Origin of the sequence: Streptomyces sp. MBT53 (assembly GCF_016654115.1) — a bacterium.
In the GTDB taxonomy this organism is placed as follows: Bacteria; Actinomycetota; Actinomycetes; order Streptomycetales; family Streptomycetaceae; genus Streptomyces.
On sequence record NZ_JAEQAZ010000008.1, the window covers coordinates 33,961 to 54,170 of the forward strand.

The window sequence follows — 20,210 nt, forward strand, 5'->3', positions numbered from 1 at the left end:
ACACGGTGGACGCGCGGGGGCGCCGACCGCGTTCAGGCGAGCACCGGCCGATGCTTCAGGTAGGGCTAACCCCCCGTTGAAGACGCCGGATTGCCGCAGTGCACAGACACCTGTGCACAAACGACTGTGTACGCATGGCACCGGAACCCCGCACACCTCGCGCGGAGACACCCGCCGAGCAGACCTCGCCGACACCCGCGCCGGTCGAACTCTCCGACCTCGCCACGCTCAAGGCGCTCGCGCAACCCCGCCGACAGCGCATGCTCCAGCACCTCACCCTGCACGGCCCCGCGACCTCGGCCACACTCGCCCGCGCACTGGGCCTCAACACCGGCTCCACCAGCTACCACCTGCGTGAACTCGCCCGCTACGGCTTCGTCGAGGAGACGGAGGCGGAGACGGAGCCGGGGCGCCCACCTGACCACGGTCACGGTCGCGAGCGCTGGTGGCGGGCCGTTCCCGGTGACCGTCGTTTTCCGCCGCGCAGTCGCCAGAGCAGCGAGATGCGGCACGTCATGGACGAGCTCAACCACCATGCGTACGCCGCCGATCTGGAACTCTTCGAGCAGTTCCAGCGGGACGCCGCCGAGACCGGGCCGTGGGCGGACGCCTTCCCCTACTCGCGCGGCACCATCCGGCTGACGCTGCCCGAACTCGGGGCGTTCTTCGAGGAGTACATCGCCCTCCTCAACCGCTACAAGCGCCCCGAAGCCGAGACACCGGCCGGCGCCCGCACCGTACTCACCCGATTCCTAGCCTTCCCGGCACCCCTCGCCGAGCCCGAGTCCGAGCCCGAAGCCGACCTGGCGTGCAACGGAAAAGAGACCGAGCCCTCATGATGCTGCGCTACGCCCTCCGGTCCGTCCGCGCCCGCAAGGCCGGTTTCCTCGGCGCCTTTCTCTCCCTGATGTGCGCGGCTGCCCTCATCACAGCCTGCGGCACTCTTCTCGACACCGGCCTGCGCGGCACCATCCGCACCGAGCGCTACGCGGCGAGCCCCGTCGTGGTCTCCGCCGATCAGAACGTCCACCGGACGACCGTCAAACACAAGAAGGGCAAGACCAAGGTCAAGCACAAGGCGAAACCGATCGCCGAGCGCGCCTGGCTCCCCGAGAACCTGGAGACCACGCTCGCACGCACCCCGGGTGTCGCCCGTGTCATCCCCGAACTGACCTTCCTGGCCCAGCCGTTGACACCCGCCGGCACCGGCGGCCGGACCGCCTACGGGCACGCCTGGGACTCCGCCGCGTTGACGCCGTACCGCCTCGTCACCGGCAGCGCCCCGCGTGCCGCCACCGATCTCGTCATCGACCGCGACTTCGCCGTGCGGGCCCGACTCCGGCCCGGCGACCAACTCACCGTCCAGTCCACTCAGGCCCCGCGCGTCTACCGGATCACCGGAATCGCCGCTCCCGCCACGCCCGTACGTCATCAGACGTCGCTCTTCTTCTCCGCGGGCGAGGCCCGCCGTCTGGCCGCGCACCCCGGGCAGGTCACCGCGTTCGGAGTGCTCCCGGCCAAGGGCACCAGCGCGGAACGGCTGCGGCAGGCCATCACCACAGCCCTTCACCAGCCCACCACCCCACTCGGGTCCACCGCTCAAGTCACCACCGGCGACGCCCGTGGCCCCGTCGAGTTCCTGGACGCCGCCACGGCCAGGACCAGGCTGGTCAGCATCGGTGGTGCGATGGGCGGTACCTCGTTGCTCGTGGCGGTTCTCGTCGTCGTCGGCACCTTCGTGCTCTCCGTCCAGCAGCGGTACCGCGAACTCGCCCTGCTCCGCGCCGTGGCCGCCACCTCCGGCCAGATCCGCCGGCTCCTCGGCCGCGAGGCCCTGATCGTCGGCACGGTCGCCGGTGTCGCGGGCGCTCTGCTCGGGCTTCCGCTGGGCACTTGGCTCTACGACAGGTTCGTCGCCCTGGGTGCCGTCCCGGCCACCCTCCAGCACACCACCGGCATCGTCCCGCCGCTGGCCGCCCTCGTCGCGACAGCTCTCGGCGCCTGGACCGCCGCCCGGGTCGCCTCCCGCCGTATCTCCCGGATCCGCCCGGCCCAGGCACTCGCCGAGGCCGAACCAGGAGCAGGAGCAGGAGCAGGAGCAGGAGCAGGAGCAGAACCGGAAACCGAAGCCGGGGCCAAGTCCGCGCGCACCCGCCGCACGACGCGCACTCGCCGCACGACACGCACCCGTCTCACGACACGCGCCGGACTCACCCGCGGTCGTCTCCTCGCCGGGCTCGTCCTCCTCGCGGGCGGGGTCGTGCTGGTCGTCGTGCTCAGCAAGCTGCGTACCGAGCCCGCCTCAACACCCGTGACCTTCCTGGCCGTTGTGGTTCTGTCCACCTCCGTCGCCCTCCTCGGGCCGCTCCTCGTCAAGGCAGCCGTCCTCGTCCTGCGCGGTCCGCTCCGGCGCAGCGGCCCGACCGGTCGGCTGGCCACCGCCAACCTGCGTGGCAACGCCGTTCGCATGGCCTCCGTCGTCACCCCCCTCACCCTGCTGATCGGCATGACCTGCACCGTCCTGTTCGTCCAACCCACTCTCGGTGACGCCGCCCGTGCCCAGGTCCGTGAAGGTGTCCGTGCCGACTGGGTCGTCGCCTCCCAGGGACCCGGTGTTCCCGCCGAGGCCGCACGCCAACTCCGCGCGCGGCACGACATCGTCACCGAGGTCGTCCGTACGACCGTCCGTGTGGGCCTCGACAAATACGTGGCCCAAGGCGTCACACCCGCCGGACTCACCCGCACCTGGGACCCGGACGTCACCGCCGGATCGCTCGCCGGACTCACCGAGCACACCGTGGCCGTAAGCGAACTGGCCGCGGACCAGCTCCACTTGAAGCCCGGTGGCACCCTGAAGCTCACGCTCGGCGACGGCACGCCCGCCACGCTCACCGTCGTCGCCGTCTACGCCAGGGGTCTCGGCTTCGGCGATCTCACCCTCGCGCACGATCTCGTCGCCCGGCATGTCGACAACCCGCTCGCCTCCTCCGTCCTCGTCAGCACGCCCCGTACACAGACACAACTCGTGACTAACCTCCGTGAGTTCCCGGGCATCCGTGTTCTCGCGCCGGTCGCCGCCGACTCGCTCCAGGCGCAGCGGCAGCAGGCGAACGCCGAGGTCAACTACCTGGCCATGGGCCTTGTCCTGGCCTTCACGGCCATCGCCGTGGTCAACACGCTCGCCATGTCGGTCGCCGAGCGGGTCCGCGAGTTCGCGCTGCTGCGTCTCGCGGGGGCGACCCGTCGTCAGGTGCTGCGGATGCTGCGGATCGAGGCGCTGTCGGTGGTGCTGCTCGCCACGGCGCTCGGCAGCGGTGTCGCCCTCGCCGTCCTGACCGCGTTCAGCATCGGGATGACCGGCCGGGCCGCACCGTCGGTCACCCTTCTCGTCTACGTCACTGTGGTGACGGTCGGCGCGGCGCTCGCGCTCGTCGCCACGGCCCTGCCGGGGCGGGCGGCGCTCCGGGTGCGGGCGGTGACGGTGGCGACGGCGAGGGAGTAGCCGACAGGGGGGCGAAGTGCCGTTTCCCGGTTCACCGAGGGTGCGTTTTCCGCACGCTTAGTGTGCGGTCCGTGGAGGGTTCGCATGTTTGGTGCGGGAGTAGCTTCTGCTGCCGTCACTCCCCGGCCCTCCCGCCTGCTGAGCCGCAGTCAGGCCCGCCTGAGGAGCTTCAGGCCGTTCCATCGGCCGATCCTTCGCATGTCATGAAAGGCGGCCCCGTTGTTCTCGCCCGCGCATCACCGAAGATCGCTGGTGGTCTCCTTGGCCGCTGTCGGCCTCTTACTGATGAGTGCCTGCGGTCTCGAATCGAGTGCCGCGCCCGCCGACGACGGGCCGATCACACTCGGGTTCGTCAACGGCGGCAGTACCGAGTTCCACACGTGTCTGCAGGAGTCGATCGCGAACACGGCCAAGAGCAACTTCGCGAGGCTCGTCACGGCCGACTCGCATCAGGACGCCGCGCAGGAACTCTCCAACATCCAGACCATGATCACGCGCCGTGTCGACGCGATCATCGTGCAGACCGTCAACACCGACGCGCTCAAGAGCGACATCGCCAAGGCCAGGAAGGCGCACATTCCGATCTTCCTGACCTCGGTCAGCGCCGATCCGTCCGACATCCTCGGAGCCGTCGTCGTCGACCTGAAGGCGGTGGGCAGGCTCGACGCCGACTGGATCGAGGACGACGCCGCCGGTCGCCAGGTGCAGGTGGCCGTCATCGCGGGTGCGCCGGGCGCCGCCTCCGACCTGCTCGTCGGCGGATTCACCGAGGGACTGCCGGCGAACGCGAAGGTGGTCGCGAACCAGCCCGCCATGTTCGTCGCCGCGAAGGCGAAGATCGTCGCCGAGGGCATGATCAAGGCGCATCCCGGTCTGGACTACGCCTTCGTCGCCAACGAGGAGATGGCGTTCGCCGCCCGCAAGGCGTTCGACGCGGCCGGCGCCAAGGACGTCAAGATCGTGACGGTCAACGGCACCGACGAGGCCCTCGCCGCCCTCAAGGACGGCCGCTTCGCCGCCACCGTCTCCAACTCGGCCAAGGACACCGGCGAACTGGCCGTCACCAACGTCATCAGCCTTCTCCGTAAGGAGAAGGTGGAGAAGATCGCCACGACCCCGGCCCGCCTGGTCACGAAGGCCAACGCGGACACCGCCCCGCTCTACTGTCCCTCCGACGGACAGTGAGCCGAGGCGGTAGCCGGACTGTCACGTCGTAGACACTGTGTCTACGACGTGACAGGGAGTCCCGCCGCCTTCCAGGCCTGGAAACCGCCGACCAGGTCCGTCGCGCGGTGCAGGCCCAGTCGGTGCAGGGACTCGGCGGCCAGGCTGGAGGCGTAGCCCTCGTTGCAGATCACCACGACGCGCAGGTCGTGGCCGGTGGCCTCGGGGGCGCGGTGGCTGCCTTGGGGGTCGAGGCGCCACTCCAGTTCGTTGCGTTCGACGACCAGGGCGCCGGGGATGAGACCGTCCCGCTCGCGCAGGGCCGCGTAGCGGATGTCGACCAGGAGAGCCGTACCGTCGCGGGCGGCGTCGTGCGCCTCCTGGGCGTCGATCCGCCGGTAGTCCGCGCGGACCCGCTCCAGCAACTCGTCTATGCCGGGCGGTTGTTCGCGTACGGCACTCACTGCCAGTCCTCCGGGCGCTCGACCTGCTCCAGGCGCAGCACGGGGCCGGTGCGGCTGTAGCGGCGGATCTGCGGCAGCGGCGGGTAGTAGGCGTGGACGGAGATCGCGTGCTCTTCGGTGGACTCGTTGAGCACCTCGTGGACGTGGTGGTGGCCGAAGGCGCGGCCCTTGCCGGTCGGCAGCCGCCGCTCGCGGTCCACGCCCTCCTCCAGTTCGAGGGTCTTCCAGCCGTGGCTCGGGAGCCGCGCGGCGAGCGAGTTCTCCTTGAGCTCGCCGGCGGCGGTGAGGAAGGCGCCCACCGAGTCGGCGTGGTCGTGCCAGCCCGTTCCGCTGCCGGGCGGCCAGCCGATCAGCCAGGCCTCGCTGCCGCCGGGCCCTTCGAGCCGCACCCAGGTGCGGCCCTCGGGGTCGAGGGGGAGCGAGGCGACGAGTTCGGCGTCGGCTGCCGTACGCCGTACGAAGTCGAGCAGGTCCGCGTGCGTCGGAGCCGGGGCGGGCGCGGCGGGGGACGCCGAGGCAGAGGGGGAGACAGACACGTGCACCGTCCTGATGAGTGTTCGCGAGGGCACGCGCGGACCCACAGAAAGGGCGCGCGCGAGTGAGAGAGATGCGAATTCAGCAGGAGACGTGACAGACACAGCCCACGTAGCGGACGAGGTCCAGATGGACCTTCCGCCAGAGGTGGACAGAGGTGTCGGTCATGATCCGGAGTACAGCACGACGGTGCGTGCGGGTCAACTCAGCGTCACTATGTGGACAGTTGCTGTACGGAGGCCTCAGCGTGAGCCGGCCGTGGCCTCCGTCTTCGCCGGGCCGCCCAGGGTCGCTTCGGCCGCCGCGTACAGGTCGGCCGGCCGCACCCCGCTCAGAGCGGTGACCAGGTGTCCGTCGGGCCGTACGAGCAGGACCGTGTGGGCGGCGGCGCCCGGGTAGCTCTCGGCGACCAGCAGTTCGGCCGGGTGCGGCAGCGCCGTCACCGCGGCCGCCAGGCGTGGCATGACGCCGGCGGTCACCCAGTGCTTTCGCTCCCACACGCCGGTGCCCGGTGCGACCAGGACGACCAGCAGGGCACCGCGCCCGAGGCGGTCCCGCAGCCGTACGAAGGAGCCGTCCTCCGCGGTGACCCGGACATCGGTGACCGGCGCACCGGGCGGGGTGCCGACGGGGACCTCGCCCTCGATGTGCCGGGGCGCGAGCGGCGAGTCGGCGTACGCCCCCGGCGCACCGAGCGCGCCGCGCCCCAAGTGACCGTCCGTGAGCAGCGAGTCGTGGCCGCGGGCCGAGCCGGGCACGACCGCGCGCAGCCCGGCACCGCCGCGCACCAACGGCAGCGCCTGGTCGGCGGCGCGCAGCCGGGCCGCGACGACCGCCCGCCGTTCCGCCTGATAGCTGTCGAGCAGCGCCTCGTGCGGCCCGTGGTGCCAGGCCAGTGCCAGTTTCCAGGCGAGGTTGTCGGCGTCCCGCAGCCCCTCGTCCAGCCCCTGCGTACCGAGCGCGCCCAGCAGATGCGCCGCGTCCCCGGCGAGAAACACCCGCCCCACCCGCCACCGGCGCGCAAGCCGGTGGTGCACGGTGTGCACACCGGTGTCGAGCAGTTCGTACGGCGGTGTCGGCCCCTCGGTCCAGCCCGCGAGGGTCTCCCGGATACGGGTGAGCAGCAGCTCGGGCGTGACCAGGTCCTTGCCCGGCGGCAGCAGCCAGTCCAGGCGCCACACACCGTCCGGGAGAGGGCGCCCGGTGACCTCCCCGGCCGAGGGTCCGGACGTCCGCCACGGCGGCACCCGGTGCAACAACGCCTGGTCGGGCCACGGAAGTTCCGTGCGCAGCGCGGCCACGGCGTGTCGCTCCACCGCCGTACGGCCGGGGAAGCGGATGTCCAGGAGCTTGCGCACGGTGGAGCGCGGGCCGTCGCAGCCGACCAGGTAACTGCCGCGCCACCAGGTGCCCTTGGGGCCACGGGTGTGGGCGGTGACGCCCGAGGATTCCTGTTCGACCGCGTCGAGGCGGTTGTCCACGGCGAGTTTCACCAGCCGCTCGCCCGCGAGGGCCTGGCGCAGGGCGCCGGTCAGCACGTGCTGGGCGATGTGCAGAGGGCCGGTGATCTCTTCCTTGCCCTCGGGGCCCGCCGTGCCGAGGGCGCCCTCCGCGTCGTCACCCTGCGCGTCGAACCTGACCTCGCGCATCACCTGCTTGCGCCGCATCGACCGCCATCCGGCCCAACGGAAACCGGCTTCGGAGAGCGGGAATCCCGTCAGGCGCTCGATGAGCGCGGCGGTGTCCTCGCGCAGTACCACCGTCCGCGCGAGCCGTTGTTCGTCCTTGCCCGGCCCCTCGTCGAGGATCACCGAGGGGACCTCCTGGCGGGCCAGCGCAAGGGCGAGCGTGAGTCCCACGGGACCTGATCCGACGATGATCACCGGGTCCATGGCGCGCTGCCCCCTGCCCGCAGTGGTGTCCTGAGGGACGTATGGAAACGGGCAGTTGGAGCGGGGTGCACGATCACAGAACGTATGCAACCCATTGCCGGTGCTTGCGTCAAGTGACGGAGGCGATGGCGGTCACCCCGCCCTGTTTCGCGGTCGATCCGGGTCGTGGGCCTACGCCGCGCAGGCCGTCATACCGCGTGCGAGCCAAGCGACGTGAGCGGCGTGAACACGATTGGCGACGTTGAGTTTGGAGCGGATGGACCGGACGTGGTCTTTCACGGTTTCGGGGCTGATGGAGAGGCTGGTTGCGATCTCCCGGTTCGACATTCCGTGACCGAGGAGCTGCAGCACCTCCTGTTCTCTGCCGCTCAGGCGGTTGACGTTTTCCCGGGCGGATTTCTCCTGCGGTGTCATGGACGCGGAGTCGAGGTACTCGCCGATCATCGATTCGGAGATTTCCGGTGACAACGCGCGGCAGCCGCTCAGGATTGCCGGAATGGCCCATGAGATATGATGCGCGGCGGTCTCCTGGAAGAGGACTCCGGCCGCACCCATCATCAGTACATGTCGAATATCTCCCGCCTGGAGCTGCTCGACCACGATCAGCACCGGTATTTCCGGAAAGGTTTTTTCGGCGAGTTTCAGGAATTCGGTGGAGTCGTGCCCCTGGATGTGGCCGGTGATGATGATGTCCGGCCTTCGTCCGCTCTCGATCTCGACGTCCAGTGATGATTGAGTCTCCAACGCGGCGAGAAGGCTCGCCCGGAAGGAACTCCTGTCATCGACTATCTCAATTCGCATTTCGCTCCCCCGGTCGGCCTTCTGTGATTTGCGTAATGCTGGGGTCTGGCCGCGTGGTCAAGGCGGCCAAGTTTGCTTCATTTTTTCCCGGGGCCGGTCGGGCGTCAAGCTTTCCATGTCTTCATGTCGGACGATCTGAGGTTTTCTTGAGGTGTGCCAATGACCGTCGTGGGTCGAGTGTCACGAATGTCCGATTCCGTACCCCCTGGGAAGGGGATATCGGAGGACAGGTCGCCCGGGGTGTAATGAGCCATCACTGCGCCGGTGCGGCGAAGTGAATCCACTCGAAATGGAAAACCGTCCCCCTGGAAGGGTGAAGAGGGATGCAGTTGTCAGTCCCGCGGCGTCGGCCGTTCAACTCCTTGGCCAAGCGCGGTTCGGTCGTGCTCGCCGGCGCCGTGCTGGCTTCTTCGGCCGCCATGCTCACCGCGACCCCGGCGGCCGCGGCCGGTTGCGGAGCACCGCAACTCCGTGTCTGGTACGACTCGGACCAGTTCGGAACGTACCTGAAGGCCTGGTTCAGGACTCGCCCCGGCTGCACCGCAAAAGTGTATTCCCTGCGGGGATACATCTACTGCACCAACCCGACCAAGAAGGTCTACGAAAAAGTGACCTCGGGAACGGCGCCCGTGGAGACGGAGACGAAAACACTGCCCGCCAAGAACAAATGCAAGTCGTTCTCGGCGACCGCCAAGATAATTTACTACCCCGACACGGACTTCAGTGACTCGTGGACCTGGAAGTGGGGTGACTATCCGGCGTGACCCGGCGATGGGTGGTCGCCGCACCGGTGACGCATCTTCAATGACGATCGAGGAGTAATCGATGTCCTTCACATATCGCGGGGCATGCATGAGGATGACGGTCCTTGGTGCGGCTCTGGCAGTCATGACGGGGGCCCTCGCTGCGGCGCCCGCTTCGGCCGACGACGCCGATGCCGTCTACCTCGGAACACGCTCGGGTGATATCGACGTTCTCGGCGGCGGGTACAAGTGGCACTACTCGGACAAGCAGTACCGCAGCCTGATGTTGAGCAACACCCGGAACCACTACATTCACGTGACCTACAAAGGGTGCAAGAAATGGCGGGTGCGTGTTTCCGCCCCGCACCCCGAAGGCGGCTACACGGACGACTCCACGACCGTGGAGGGATGCAACAAGACGGCCGTGGTGAGCATCATCGGCAAACTGCACGCCAATGCCACTCTCGCCATCTATCTCCCGGTGTCCGGTGACACCAGGAGCGTCGCGGTCACGCCCATCAACTGATCGACCAGGAATGCTTCGGTGAACGGACGAGGGGTGGTGCGACATACACGCACCACCCCTCGCGGGAAACCCGGTAATTCCCTGGACCTGCGCCTAGTCCTTGCCGCCCGGCTCGACCGGCGGAGCGTGGCCCACGGTCTCGAGATCCTCCAGCATTTCCACACCGACCACGGCGCCCGTGCTCTTCTTGCTGCGCCGGAGCCTGCCCTCCAGCCAGCTCGCGAAGGTCGTGAGGGAGAAGTTGATCAGGATGAAGATCACGGCCACCACCGTGAAGCTGGCGATGGTGTTGCCGTAGTAGCCGATCATCGTGTTGGCCGATGCGAGCAGTTCGGAGAACGTGAGCACCGCGCCGCCGAGGGCGGTGTCCTTCACGATCACGACGAGCTGGCTGACGAGGGCCGGGAGCATCACGGTGACCGACTGCGGCAGCAGGATCAGCCGCATCACCTGGCCCTTGCGCAGACCGACCGCCATCGCCGCCTCGGTCTGGCCCTTCGGCAGGGCCAGAATGCCGGCCCGGACGATCTCCGCGAGGACCGAGGCGTTGTACAGCACGAGTCCCGTGACGACCGCGTACAGCGGACGGTCGTCCGAGCTGACGTTCGTGTACTTGGCGAACAGGGCGAGCCCGAAGATCATCAGGACCAGCACCGGGATGGCGCGGAAGAACTCCACGACGATCGAGGCCGGTACGCGGACCCAGACGTGGTCCGAGAGCCGGGCGATACCGAGGACGGCACCGAGCGGCAGCGCGATGATCATGCTGAGCGCCGCGGCCTTCAGGGTGTTCTGCAGCCCGGGCCAGATGTACGTGGACCAGGCCTCGGTGCTGGAGAAGAACGGCTTCCACAGCACCCAGTCGAGTTGGCCCTTGTCGTCGAGCTTGCTGTACACCCACCACAGCACCGCTGCCAGGGCGGCGAGGAAGACCGCTGTGTAGAGGACGTTCCGCCGCTTGGCGCTCGGCCCCTGGGCGTCGTAGAGAACGGAAGTCATCGCTTCACCGCCACCTTCTTGCCCACCCAGCCGAGGATCAGGCCGGTCGGCAGCGTGAGGATCACGAAGCCCAGCGCGAAGATCGAGGCGATCGGGATGAGCTGGGCCTCCTTCTCGACCATCGTCTTCATCAGGGCCGCCGCCTCGGCGACGCCGATCGCGGCGGCCACCGTGGTGTTCTTGGTGAGCGCGATCAGAACGTTCGTCAGCGGGCCGACCGCCGAGCGGAACGCCTGCGGCAGCACGACGAGCCGGAGCACCTGGGTGAAGCTGAGGCCGATCGCACGGGCCGCCTCCGCCTGTCCGACCGGCACCGTGTTGATGCCGGCCCGCAGCGCCTCGCACACGAAGGCCGAGGTGTAGGCGGTCAGACCGAGCACGGCGAGCCGGAAGTTGATCGACTCGAACCTCTCCGCACCGAGGTTGATCCCCAGGGTCTGACTCAGTCCCAGTGAGGTGAACAGGATGATCACGGTCAAAGGGATGTTCCGCACGATGTTCACGTAGGCGGTGGCGAAACCGCGCATCAGAGGTACCGGGCCGACGCGCATCGCCGTCAGCAGGGTTCCCCACACCAGGGAGCCGACGCCGGCGAGCAGGGTGAGCTGCACCGTCGTCCAGAAGGCCCCGAGTAGGTCGTAACCATCAAGAAAGTCGAACACGATTTCCCGCGCTTCCGCGTGTAGGGATGCCTCGGCGCGCCGTCCCCCGTGGGCGGCGCACCCGTCAGGCGTTGCTTCAGCTCTTGATGTCGCCGATCTTCGGCGCGGCCTCGTTCTTGTAGCCCGCCGGGCCGAAGTTCTTGTCGACGGCCTTCTGCCAGGAACCGTCGGACACCATCGACTCCAGGGCCGTGTTGATCTTGGCCTTGAGGGCGCTGCCCTTCTTGACGCCGATGCCGTAGTTCTCGTTGGTCATCTTGAAGCCGCCGAGCTTGAACTTGCCCTTGAACTGGGTCTGCGAGGCGTAACCGGCCAGGATGGAGTCGTCCGTGGTCAGCGCGTCGATGGCGCCGTTCTGCAGACCGGTGAGGCACGCCGAGTACGTCGGGTACACCTGCAGGTTGGCCTTGGGGGCCAGCTTGTCCTTGACGTTCTGCGCCGACGTCGAGCCGGTCACCGAACACAGCTTCTTGCTGTTGAGGTCCGACGGCGACTTGATCGAGTTGTCGTCGGCGCGGACCAGGACGTCCTGGTGGGCCAGCAGGTACGGGCCGGCGAAGTCGACCGACTTCTGGCGCTCAGGGGTGATCGAGTACGAAGCGGCGATGAACTCGACGTCCCCGCGCTGCAGCATGGTCTCGCGGTCGGCGCTCTTCGACTCCTTCCACTCGATCTGGTTCGCGCTGTAGCCGAGCTTCTTGGCGATGTACGTCGCGACGTCGACGTCGAAACCGGCGTAACCCTGCGGCGTCTTCTGGCCGATGCCCGGCTGATCGAACTTGATGCCGACGGTGATCTTCTTGCTGCCGCCCGAGGAACTGCCGCCGCTGTCCTTGTCGTTGTCGTTGCTGGAGCCGCAAGCCGTGGCGGCGAGCGCGAGGGCGAGTACGGCGGCCGAGGCGGCGGTGACCTTGCGGAGCTTCATGGGGAACATCCTTTGAGTGGTGAAGAGATGCAGGTCTTCAGTGATGAACGTCGGTGACGAAGAAGTTCAGGACGTCAGTGGTGGAGGATCTTCGACAGGAAGTCCTTGGCCCGGTCGCTGCGCGGGTTGCTGAAGAACTGGTCCGGCACGGCCTCTTCGACGATGCGGCCGTCGGCCATGAACACCACGCGGTTGGCCGCCGAACGCGCGAAGCCCATCTCGTGGGTGACGACGATCATCGTCATCCCGTCCCGGGCCAGCTGCTGCATGACCTCAAGGACCTCGTTGATCATCTCCGGGTCGAGCGCCGACGTCGGTTCGTCGAAGAGCATGACCTTGGGGTCCATGGCCAGCGCCCGCGCGATGGCGACACGCTGCTGCTGGCCGCCGGAGAGCTGGGCGGGGTACTTGTCCGCCTGGGTGGTCACGCCGACCCGGTCGAGCAGCGCACGCGCCTTCTCCTCGGCCTGCGCCTTGTCGGCCTTGCGGACCTTGATCTGACCCAGCATCACGTTCTCGAGCACCGTCTTGTGCGCGAAGAGGTTGAAGGACTGGAAGACCATGCCCACGTCGGCCCGCAGCCGGGCGAGTGCCTTGCCCTCCGCGGGCAACGGCTTGCCGTCGATCGTGATGTCGCCCGAATCGATCGTCTCCAGGCGGTTGATGGTGCGACACAGAGTGGACTTCCCGGACCCGGAAGGTCCGATCACCACGACGACCTCGCCGCGGGCGATCGTCAGATCGATGTCCTGGAGTACGTGCAACGCGCCGAAGTGCTTGTTGACGCTCTTCAGGACGACGAGTTCGCCGGTCGCGGCCACATCTTCCTTGGCCACCGATACTTCGGTCATCGCTTGCTGGCTCCGTCCTCGTCGGTTGCGGAGGACAGTAGTGAGGCCTTGCGACCAGCGTCATCACATCTGAGCGAGATCTGAGCATCACGATCGGATAGCAAACGGACACGTGTTGTAGCACTTGTCGTAAGGACGCGTACCGGCTGCGTAACGGAAACCGCCCGCAACCGGAACCCCCTTGACGGCGTCTTCGTCCATCAGCGTGACTGCCTGGGTGCACGCGCGCGTGAGACGTGCTTTCGTACAGGCCGAGACCATACGAACGATGAACCGGAGGGGGCCGGGATGAGACTGCTCCTCGTCGAGGACGACAACCATGTCGCCGCCGCTCTGTCCGCGGTCCTGGCGCGGCACGGCTTCGACGTCACCCATGCCCGCAGCGGCGAGGAGGCCCTCCAGGCACTCGTCCCCGAGGGCGACGTCTTCGGAGTCGTCCTCCTCGACCTCGGCCTGCCCGACCAGGACGGCTACGAGGTCTGCGGCAAGATCCGCAAGCGCACCAGCACCCCGGTGATCATGGTGACCGCGCGGTCCGACGTACGCTCCCGCATCCACGGCCTCAACCTCGGAGCCGACGACTACGTGGTGAAGCCGTACGACACCGGGGAGCTGCTGGCCCGTATCCACGCCGTCAGCCGGCGCAGCGTCCACGAGGACGCGGCCGGGGGCGGCGACACCGCGCTGCGGCTCGGTCCGGTGCGCATCGAACTGCCCACCCGCCAGGTCAGCGTGGACGGTTCGGTCGTCCAGCTGACCCGCAAGGAGTTCGACCTGCTGGCCCTGCTGGCACAGCGCCCCGGGGTGGTGTTCCGGCGGGAGCAGATCATCAGCGAGGTGTGGCGCACCAGTTGGGAGGGCACGGGACGCACCCTGGAGGTGCACGTCGCGTCCCTGCGCGCCAAACTGCGGATGCCCGCGCTGATCGAGACCGTACGAGGCGTCGGCTACCGGCTCGTCGCCCCGGCCACGTAGCGGGCCCGGGTGCGCACACGTCTCCTCCCGCTGCTCATCGTCCTGATGGCGGCCGTTCTGCTCGCCCTGGGCGTCCCGCTCGCCATCAGCGTCGCCGCGGCCCAGCAGCAGAAGGTGATCGTCGACCGTATCGACGACACCGCGCGGTTCGCGGCGCTCGCCCAGTTCGTCACCGACGCGCCCACGGGCAGCCGCCCCGCCGACATGGTCCCGGACGAACGCCAGCAGACCCTGGAACGCGAACTCGCCAGCTACTACGAGGTCTACGGCATCCGCGCGGGCGTCTTCTACCGCACCGACACCTCCATGGCGAACGCGCCGGACGACTTCCTGCTCCCCAAGGCCGGCGAGGTGCGCGAGGCCTTCGACGAGGCCCTGCTCAGCCGCCGCAGCCACGACCCGGAACAGGTCTGGCCCTGGCAGCGGCACCGCCTGGTCGTCGCCTCGCCGGTCATCCGGGACGGCGACGTCATCGCGGTCGTGGTCACCGACTCGCCCACCGGGCCGATGCGTTCACGGACCCTGCGCGGCTGGCTGACGATCGGCGCGGGCGAGATCGGCGCCATGCTGCTGGCCGTCGGCGCCGCCCTACGGCTGACCGGCTGGGTACTGCGGCCCGTACGCGTGCTCGACGCCACCACCCACGACATCGCCACCGGGCGCCTGAAGTCCCGGGTCGCCGCGGCCGGCGGGCCGCCGGAACTCCAGCGCCTGGCCCGTTCGTTCAACGAGATGGCGGACAACGTCGAGGACGTGCTGGAGCAGCAGCGCGCCTTCGTCGCCGACGCCTCGCACCAGTTGCGCAACCCGCTCTCGGCGCTGCTGCTGCGCATCGAACTGCTCGCGCTCGAACTGCCGGAGGACAACGACGAGATCGCCTCGGTCCGCACCGAGGGCAAACGCCTGACCCAGGTTCTGGACGACCTGCTCGACCTGGCGCTGGCCGAGCACGCAGATGCGGACCTCAGGGTCACCGACATCGGCGCGCTGACCGCCGAGCGCGTCGCGGCCTGGGCACCGACCGCCGAGGCCAAGGGCGTGCGCCTGGTGGGCAGTTGCCCGCCCACCACGGCGTGGGCCGACCCGATCACGCTGTCCAGCGCCCTGGACGCGGTGATCGACAACGCCGTGAAGTTCACGCCCGAGGACGAGTGCGTCGAGGTGACGGTCGCGTCGAACGGCGAGACCTCCACGGTCGTCGTCACGGACCGCGGCCCGGGCCTCACCGAGGAGGAACTCGCCCGCGTCGGCGACCGCTTCTGGCGCAGCGGCAGGCACCAGAACATCAAGGGCTCCGGCCTCGGCCTGTCCATCTCCCAGGTTCTGCTGGCCGCGGGCGGCGGCTCCCTGACCTACGGCCACCACGAGCCGCACGGGCTCAAGGTGACCGTGTCGGTCCCCAGGAGCGGGCCTACGGCCTGAACGGGCGCCGACGGGCCGTCCGGTGCGCATACGGCCTGAGAGGGCGTCAACGGCCCCTGTACGCCTACGGCTTGACGGAGCGGTAGTAGCGCCGGGCGCCCTCGTGCAGGACCAGGGGGTCGGTGTAGATCGCCGTACGCAGGTCCACGAGCTGCGCGGAGTGCACATGCGCGCCGATGCCGTCCCGGCTCTTGATCACGGTCCTGGTGATCCACTCGGTGAGCCGGGGGTTCAGGTCCTTGCGGGTCATCAGCACGTTGGAGACGGCGATGGTGGGCACCGTGGACCCCCGCTGGATGTCCGGGTAGGCCGACTCCGGCATGTTGGTCGCGCGGTAGTAGCGGGTGGCGTCGCCCTGCTCGTGCATCTTCGCCACGAGGCCGGCCTCTATCGGTACGAACCGGAACGCGTAGTGGGCGGCCAGATCCTTCAGGCCGTCCGTCGGCAGCCCGCCGGACCAGAAGAAGGCGTCGAGCTTGCCCTTCTTGAGCAGGGCGGGTCCGGTGTCGATGCCGGCCGCCACCGGCTTGACGCCCTTCTTCGGGTCGATGCCGGCCGCCGTGAGCACCCGGTTCGCGATCAGTCGCACACCCGAGCGGTCCGGCCCTATGGCCACCCGCTTGTTCCGCAGATCGGCCACCGAGTTGATGTCCGAGTCGCGCGGGACGATGAGCTGGACGTAGTCGTCGTACAGCCGCGCGATCCCGCGCAGCCCGGCGGCACCGGGCTTGCCGTCCGCCTCGTACGTCTCCACCGCGTCGGCCGCGGCGATGGTGAAGTCGGCGTGGCCGGTCGCCACGCGCGCGACGTTCTCCTGCGACCCGGCGCTGTTCACCAGCTTCACCTTGAGGCCCGGCATGTCCTTGTCGAGCTCGGCCTGCAGCAGCTTGCCGTACTCCTGGTAGACCCCGAGCGGCGTCCCGGTGCTGAAGGTGATCGTCCCGGTCGGCGGCTCGTCGCCCAGGGGCAGCAGCCACCACAGCAGCAGCCCGAACACGACGAAGCCGGCCACCGCGCCCGTCAGGGCCCGGCGCCTGCTGATGCGGGAGAACACCTTGAGCATGCGCGCGATCCTGCCAGCCCTGGCGCGGTACTGACCAGGGCCTGGCTCGCGGGCCGGAGCTGTCAGTGGCGGCCGCTAGGGTCGTGGCATGAGTTCTTCGCCCGCCGACCTGGTCCGCGAATTCCACCTGGCCTTCGGGCTCGACGCCCGCAGCACACCCACCGAGGTGGCCCCAGACCTCGCCGCCCACCGCGGCGAACTGCTCGCCGAGGAGGCCGCGGAGGTCGCCGAGGTCTCGGTGAGCGGCCCCCTCGACCGACTCGCGCACGAACTGGCCGACGTCGTCTACGTGGCCTACGGCACGGCCCTCGTCCACGGCATGGACCTTGACGCGGTGATCGCCGAGGTCCACCGCTCCAACATGACCAAGATCGGCCCGGACGGCGAGATCGCCCGCAGGGCCGACGGCAAGGTCCTCAAGGGCGAGCACTACGAGGTGCCGGATGTGCACGGGGTGCTGCGCAAGCAGGGGTGGGACGGCGGAACTCCGGATTCCGGCCGTGGCTCCGAGTGATGTGAGCCACGGCGGTTCTCAGCCGCAGAAGGAGTCACTCCCGGCACCGCCTACCCTTGTCGCATGAGCAGCGGTGACCGGAGCGAGGCAGTGGACGTCAAAACGTACGAAGTGCGCACCTACGGGTGCCAGATGAACGTCCACGATTCCGAACGGCTCTCCGGTCTCCTGGAGGGTGCCGGTTACGTGCGCGCCCCCGAGGGCTCGGACGGCGACGCCGACGTCGTCGTCTTCAACACCTGCGCCGTGCGCGAGAACGCCGACAACCGGCTCTACGGCAACCTCGGCCGCCTCGCCCCCATGAAGACCAAGCGCCCCGGGATGCAGATCGCGGTCGGCGGCTGCCTCGCGCAGAAGGACCGCGACACCATCGTGAAGAAGGCGCCCTGGGTGGACGTCGTCTTCGGCACGCACAACATCGGCAAACTGCCCGTCCTGCTGGAACGGGCGCGCGTCCAGGAAGAGGCGCAGGTCGAGATCGCGGAGTCCCTGGAGGCCTTCCCCTCGACGCTGCCGACCCGCCGCGAGAGCGCCTACGCGGCCTGGGTGTCGATCTCCGTGGGCTGCAACAACACGTGCACCTTCTGCATCGTCCCGGCGCTGCGCGGCAAGGAGAAGGACCGCCGCACCGGCGACATCCTCGCCGAGATCGAGGCCCTGGTCGGCGAGGGCGTCTCCGAGATCACCCTGCTCGGCCAGAACGTCAACGCGTACGGCTCCGACATCGGCGACCGCGAGGCCTTCAGCAAGCTGCTGCGGGCCTGCGGGACCATCGACGGCCTGGAGCGCGTCCGCTTCACGTCTCCGCACCCGCGTGACTTCACCGACGACGTCATCGCCGCGATGGCCGAGACGCCGAACGTGATGCCGCAGCTGCACATGCCCATGCAGTCCGGCTCCGACCCGATCCTGAAGGCCATGCGCCGGTCCTACCGCCAGGAGCGGTACCTGGGGATCATCGAGAAGGTCCGCGCGGCCATCCCGCACGCCGCCATCACCACCGACATCATCGTGGGCTTCCCCGGGGAGACCGAGGAGGACTTCGAGCAGACGATGCACGCGGTCCGCGAGGCCCGCTTCGCGCAAGCGTTTACGTTCCAGTACTCCAAGCGGCCCGGCACCCCGGCCGCGACCATGGAGAACCAGATCCCCAAGGAGGTCGTCCAGGAGCGCTACATGCGTCTGGTCGCCCTCCAGGAGGAGATCTCCTGGGACGAGAACAAGAAGCAGGTCGGCCGCACCCTGGAGCTGATGGTCGCCGAGGGCGAGGGCCGCAAGGACGGCGCCACCCACCGCCTCTCAGGACGCGCCCCCGACAACCGCCTGGTCCACTTCACCAAGCCGGACCAGGAGGTCCGCCCCGGCGACGTGGTGACGGTCGAGATCACCTACGCCGCCCCGCATCACCTCCTCGCCGAGGGCCCCACCCTGAACGTGCGTCCCACGCGCGCGGGCGACGCCTGGGAGAAGCGGAACGCGGCCGAGGCCGCCAAGCCGGCCGGCGTGATGCTGGGCCTGCCGAAGATCGGCGCCCCGGCGCCGCTGCCGGTCGCCACGGGGAGCGGTTGCGGCTGCGACTGAGCCGAGCGTGCGGGGGCGGGGCTCCCCGCACCCGCACGGTTCTCCTCACGCTTGACGTCTGTCCTCACTTCTGACGGGTGCACGCGCCCGACGGCGTGGCCAGGTGGACTGTCGGTGCTCCTTGTTAGGGTTCCGGCCATGCTCGTAGCCGCCGCGGTCTGCCCCTGCCCCCCGATTCTCGTCCCCGACGTCGCCGCCGGAGCCGCGTCCGAGCTGGACGCCGCGCGTGCCGCGTGCACTGACGCGCTCGGGGTGCTCGCCGCCGCCCGGCCCGACCGTCTGGTGGTCGTCGGGCCCGCCGAGCAGAGCGGGCGCGGGCCGCATCCCGAGGGCACCCGGGGTTCGTTCCGCGGCTTCGGAGTGGACCTCGACGTACGGCTCGGGAAGGACAGGGCCGCCGTCTCGGAGCGGGTCCTTCCCCCCTCGCTCGCAGTGGCCGCGTGGCTGCTGGAGCGGACCGGCTGGTCCGACGCCCCGATCGAGGGACTCGGTGTGGGGGAACCTCTCGCTGCCGAGCGGTGTATCGAAGTCGGGAGGGACATCGTCGCGCAGGCCGAGCGGGTCGCGCTGCTGGTGATGGGCGACGCCAGCGCGTGCCGGACGCTGAAGGCGCCGGGCTATCTCGACGAGCGCGCGGCACCCTTCGACGCCGAGGTCGCGCGGGCGCTGGGAGCGGCGGACGTGCCGGCTCTCAAGGCGCTGGACGCCGAGCTGGCGTACGAGCTGAAGGCCTCCGGCCGCGCCCCCTGGCAGGTTCTCGCGGGCGCGGCCGAGGGCGCGGACCTCGGCGGCGCGCTGCTGTACGAGGACGCGCCGTACGGCGTCGGATACCTGGTCGCGACCTGGTCGTAGACGCGGTGCGGCTGTGAATGTGATGCGGTCGCGAAACGGCGGACGGCCGGGAGCCAAGTGCTCCGCGGCCGTCCGCCGATCGATGTGCGGGTGCTGTTCAGGTGGTCGGCGGGGGCGAGTCCGGCGGTGCGGTCGTGCCGCCGCGCTCCGTCCCCGTGCTTCCCGCGCTCCCCGCGTCGTCCTTGTGCGCGAGTCGGTCCATGGCGTCCTTGGCCTTGCCCGTGCCCGTCTGGATCTTGTCGCTGTACTTGCCCTTGGTCTTCTCGTCGACCATCTTCGCGGCCTTGTCGAGGCCGTTCTCGATCTTGCCTCCGTGCTGCTGCGCGAGGCCCGAGACCTTGTCCTTCGCCGGGGCGAGTTTGGCCTTCAAACTGTCCATCAGACCCATGGTTCACCTTCCACGCGGGGCGGTTATGTGCGGGCGCCTTCACCGGCCTCGTTGTCGGCGGCCTCTTCGGCGGACTGCTGCTTGGGGATCTCGACGCCGTCCGCGGCCCCGACGGCCTCCGTCGCCGTCGTCTCGGCCGCTTCCTGAACGCCTGCCCCCGCCTCGGTCTCCGACACCTCGTCCGCCGCTTCGGCCGTGCGGTCCTCGGCCGTCTCCGTGCCGGCGGTCGACGCCTCCTCCGTAGCCTTCGACTTCCGAAGAAGCCGGTCAAAAACGCCCATATCCACTCCATACGTTACTCGTGCGGGCGAAATCCCGCGTCGCCCGGTGCGTCCGTCTGCGTCGCCCGGGG

The 20,210-nt window shown here is 69.1% G+C and carries 21 protein-coding genes; 10 read left to right on the top strand and 11 right to left on the bottom strand.

What is annotated here, in order from left to right:
* The first annotated feature begins 134 nt into the window (after positions 1 to 134).
* The 3 genes from JHN45_RS04850 to JHN45_RS04860 all read left to right on the top strand — a co-directional run bounded on the left by JHN45_RS04850 (position 135) and on the right by JHN45_RS04860 (position 4,687).
* Positions 135 to 839 carry a helix-turn-helix domain-containing protein gene (locus JHN45_RS04850; protein WP_201048141.1) on the top strand — a complete coding sequence of 235 codons (705 nt, stop codon included), beginning with the start codon at positions 135 to 137 and terminating at the stop codon, positions 837 to 839.
* Positions 836 to 3,502 carry an ABC transporter permease gene (locus JHN45_RS04855; RefSeq protein ID WP_201048142.1) on the top strand — a complete coding sequence of 889 codons (2,667 nt, stop codon included), beginning with the start codon at positions 836 to 838 and terminating at the stop codon, positions 3,500 to 3,502. The genes JHN45_RS04850 and JHN45_RS04855 overlap by 4 nt, the downstream gene beginning before the upstream one ends.
* A 285-nt stretch (positions 3,503 to 3,787) precedes the next feature.
* Complete coding sequence (locus tag JHN45_RS04860; protein ID WP_236583367.1) at positions 3,788 to 4,687, top strand: substrate-binding domain-containing protein; 900 nt, start codon at positions 3,788 to 3,790, stop codon at positions 4,685 to 4,687.
* Between the two features lie 41 nt (positions 4,688 to 4,728).
* Here the strand turns inward: JHN45_RS04860 and JHN45_RS04865 are convergent, their stop codons facing one another.
* The 4 genes from JHN45_RS04865 to JHN45_RS04880 form a co-directional block, all read right to left on the bottom strand.
* A complete protein-coding gene (locus JHN45_RS04865; protein ID WP_201048144.1) occupies positions 4,729 to 5,130 on the bottom strand; it encodes a rhodanese-like domain-containing protein in 402 nt (133 codons plus the stop codon).
* Positions 5,127 to 5,666, bottom strand: a complete 540-nt coding sequence (locus JHN45_RS04870) for a cysteine dioxygenase (protein WP_201048145.1) — start codon at positions 5,664 to 5,666, stop codon at positions 5,127 to 5,129. Before JHN45_RS04870 ends, JHN45_RS04865 begins: the two co-directional genes overlap by 4 nt.
* Positions 5,667 to 5,906: 240 nt before the next feature.
* A complete protein-coding gene (locus JHN45_RS04875) occupies positions 5,907 to 7,556 on the bottom strand; it encodes an FAD-dependent monooxygenase (protein ID WP_201048146.1) in 1,650 nt (549 codons plus the stop codon).
* 171 nt (positions 7,557 to 7,727) lie between these two features.
* Positions 7,728 to 8,357, bottom strand: a complete 630-nt coding sequence (locus JHN45_RS04880; RefSeq protein WP_200709672.1) for a response regulator transcription factor — start codon at positions 8,355 to 8,357, stop codon at positions 7,728 to 7,730.
* A gap of 362 nt (positions 8,358 to 8,719) precedes the next feature.
* Here JHN45_RS04880 and JHN45_RS04885 point away from each other — a divergent pair, with 362 nt between their 5' ends.
* The gene (locus JHN45_RS04885; protein ID WP_201048147.1) at positions 8,720 to 9,121 is read left to right on the top strand and encodes a hypothetical protein; all 402 of its coding nucleotides are present in this window, start codon (positions 8,720 to 8,722) and stop codon (positions 9,119 to 9,121) included.
* A gap of 88 nt (positions 9,122 to 9,209) precedes the next feature.
* Positions 9,210 to 9,626, top strand: coding sequence for a hypothetical protein (locus tag JHN45_RS04890; RefSeq protein ID WP_201048148.1), 417 nt, complete (start codon positions 9,210 to 9,212; stop codon positions 9,624 to 9,626).
* A gap of 93 nt (positions 9,627 to 9,719) precedes the next feature.
* Here JHN45_RS04890 and JHN45_RS04895 read toward each other — a convergent pair whose 3' ends face one another.
* The 4 genes from JHN45_RS04895 to JHN45_RS04910 all read right to left on the bottom strand — a co-directional run bounded on the left by JHN45_RS04895 (position 9,720) and on the right by JHN45_RS04910 (position 13,063).
* A complete protein-coding gene (locus JHN45_RS04895; protein ID WP_201048149.1) occupies positions 9,720 to 10,625 on the bottom strand; it encodes an amino acid ABC transporter permease in 906 nt (301 codons plus the stop codon).
* Entirely contained in the window at positions 10,622 to 11,287 is a 666-nt protein-coding gene (locus tag JHN45_RS04900) for an amino acid ABC transporter permease (RefSeq protein ID WP_200709676.1), read from the bottom strand. The genes JHN45_RS04895 and JHN45_RS04900 overlap by 4 nt, the downstream gene beginning before the upstream one ends.
* Before the next feature lie 76 nt (positions 11,288 to 11,363).
* Complete coding sequence (locus JHN45_RS04905; protein WP_200709677.1) at positions 11,364 to 12,212, bottom strand: glutamate ABC transporter substrate-binding protein; 849 nt, start codon at positions 12,210 to 12,212, stop codon at positions 11,364 to 11,366.
* 74 nt (positions 12,213 to 12,286) lie between these two features.
* Positions 12,287 to 13,063 (bottom strand): amino acid ABC transporter ATP-binding protein, encoded by a 777-nt coding sequence (locus JHN45_RS04910; RefSeq protein WP_200709678.1) that lies wholly within the window; start codon positions 13,061 to 13,063, stop codon positions 12,287 to 12,289.
* A gap of 288 nt (positions 13,064 to 13,351) precedes the next feature.
* Here JHN45_RS04910 and JHN45_RS04915 point away from each other — a divergent pair, with 288 nt between their 5' ends.
* Positions 13,352 to 14,038: a response regulator transcription factor gene (locus tag JHN45_RS04915; protein ID WP_200709679.1), complete on the top strand. Its 687-nt coding sequence runs from the start codon at positions 13,352 to 13,354 to the stop codon at positions 14,036 to 14,038.
* A 9-nt stretch (positions 14,039 to 14,047) separates the two neighbouring features.
* Positions 14,048 to 15,460: a HAMP domain-containing sensor histidine kinase gene (locus tag JHN45_RS04920; protein WP_200709680.1), complete on the top strand. Its 1,413-nt coding sequence runs from the start codon at positions 14,048 to 14,050 to the stop codon at positions 15,458 to 15,460.
* 64 nt (positions 15,461 to 15,524) lie between these two features.
* Here JHN45_RS04920 and JHN45_RS04925 read toward each other — a convergent pair whose 3' ends face one another.
* The gene (locus tag JHN45_RS04925; protein WP_201048150.1) at positions 15,525 to 16,523 is read right to left on the bottom strand and encodes a TAXI family TRAP transporter solute-binding subunit; all 999 of its coding nucleotides are present in this window, start codon (positions 16,521 to 16,523) and stop codon (positions 15,525 to 15,527) included.
* An 88-nt stretch (positions 16,524 to 16,611) separates the two neighbouring features.
* Here JHN45_RS04925 and JHN45_RS04930 point away from each other — a divergent pair, with 88 nt between their 5' ends.
* The 3 genes from JHN45_RS04930 (at position 16,612) to JHN45_RS04940 (ending at position 19,470) form a co-directional block, all read left to right on the top strand.
* The gene (locus JHN45_RS04930; protein ID WP_200709682.1) at positions 16,612 to 17,037 is read left to right on the top strand and encodes a MazG nucleotide pyrophosphohydrolase domain-containing protein; all 426 of its coding nucleotides are present in this window, start codon (positions 16,612 to 16,614) and stop codon (positions 17,035 to 17,037) included.
* A gap of 63 nt (positions 17,038 to 17,100) precedes the next feature.
* Positions 17,101 to 18,618 (top strand): tRNA (N6-isopentenyl adenosine(37)-C2)-methylthiotransferase MiaB, encoded by a 1,518-nt coding sequence (gene miaB / locus JHN45_RS04935; protein WP_201048151.1) that lies wholly within the window; start codon positions 17,101 to 17,103, stop codon positions 18,616 to 18,618.
* A 138-nt stretch (positions 18,619 to 18,756) separates the two neighbouring features.
* Positions 18,757 to 19,470, top strand: a complete 714-nt coding sequence (locus tag JHN45_RS04940) for a class III extradiol dioxygenase subunit B-like domain-containing protein (RefSeq protein ID WP_201048152.1) — start codon at positions 18,757 to 18,759, stop codon at positions 19,468 to 19,470.
* Between the two features lie 97 nt (positions 19,471 to 19,567).
* On the opposite strand, the gene JHN45_RS04945 is transcribed toward JHN45_RS04940, so the two are convergent.
* Both JHN45_RS04945 and JHN45_RS04950 read right to left on the bottom strand, forming a co-directional pair.
* Entirely contained in the window at positions 19,568 to 19,858 is a 291-nt protein-coding gene (locus JHN45_RS04945; protein WP_200709685.1) for an antitoxin, read from the bottom strand.
* 23 nt (positions 19,859 to 19,881) lie between these two features.
* A complete protein-coding gene (locus tag JHN45_RS04950) occupies positions 19,882 to 20,139 on the bottom strand; it encodes a hypothetical protein (RefSeq protein WP_200709686.1) in 258 nt (85 codons plus the stop codon).
* Between the last annotated feature and the right edge of the window lie 71 nt (positions 20,140 to 20,210).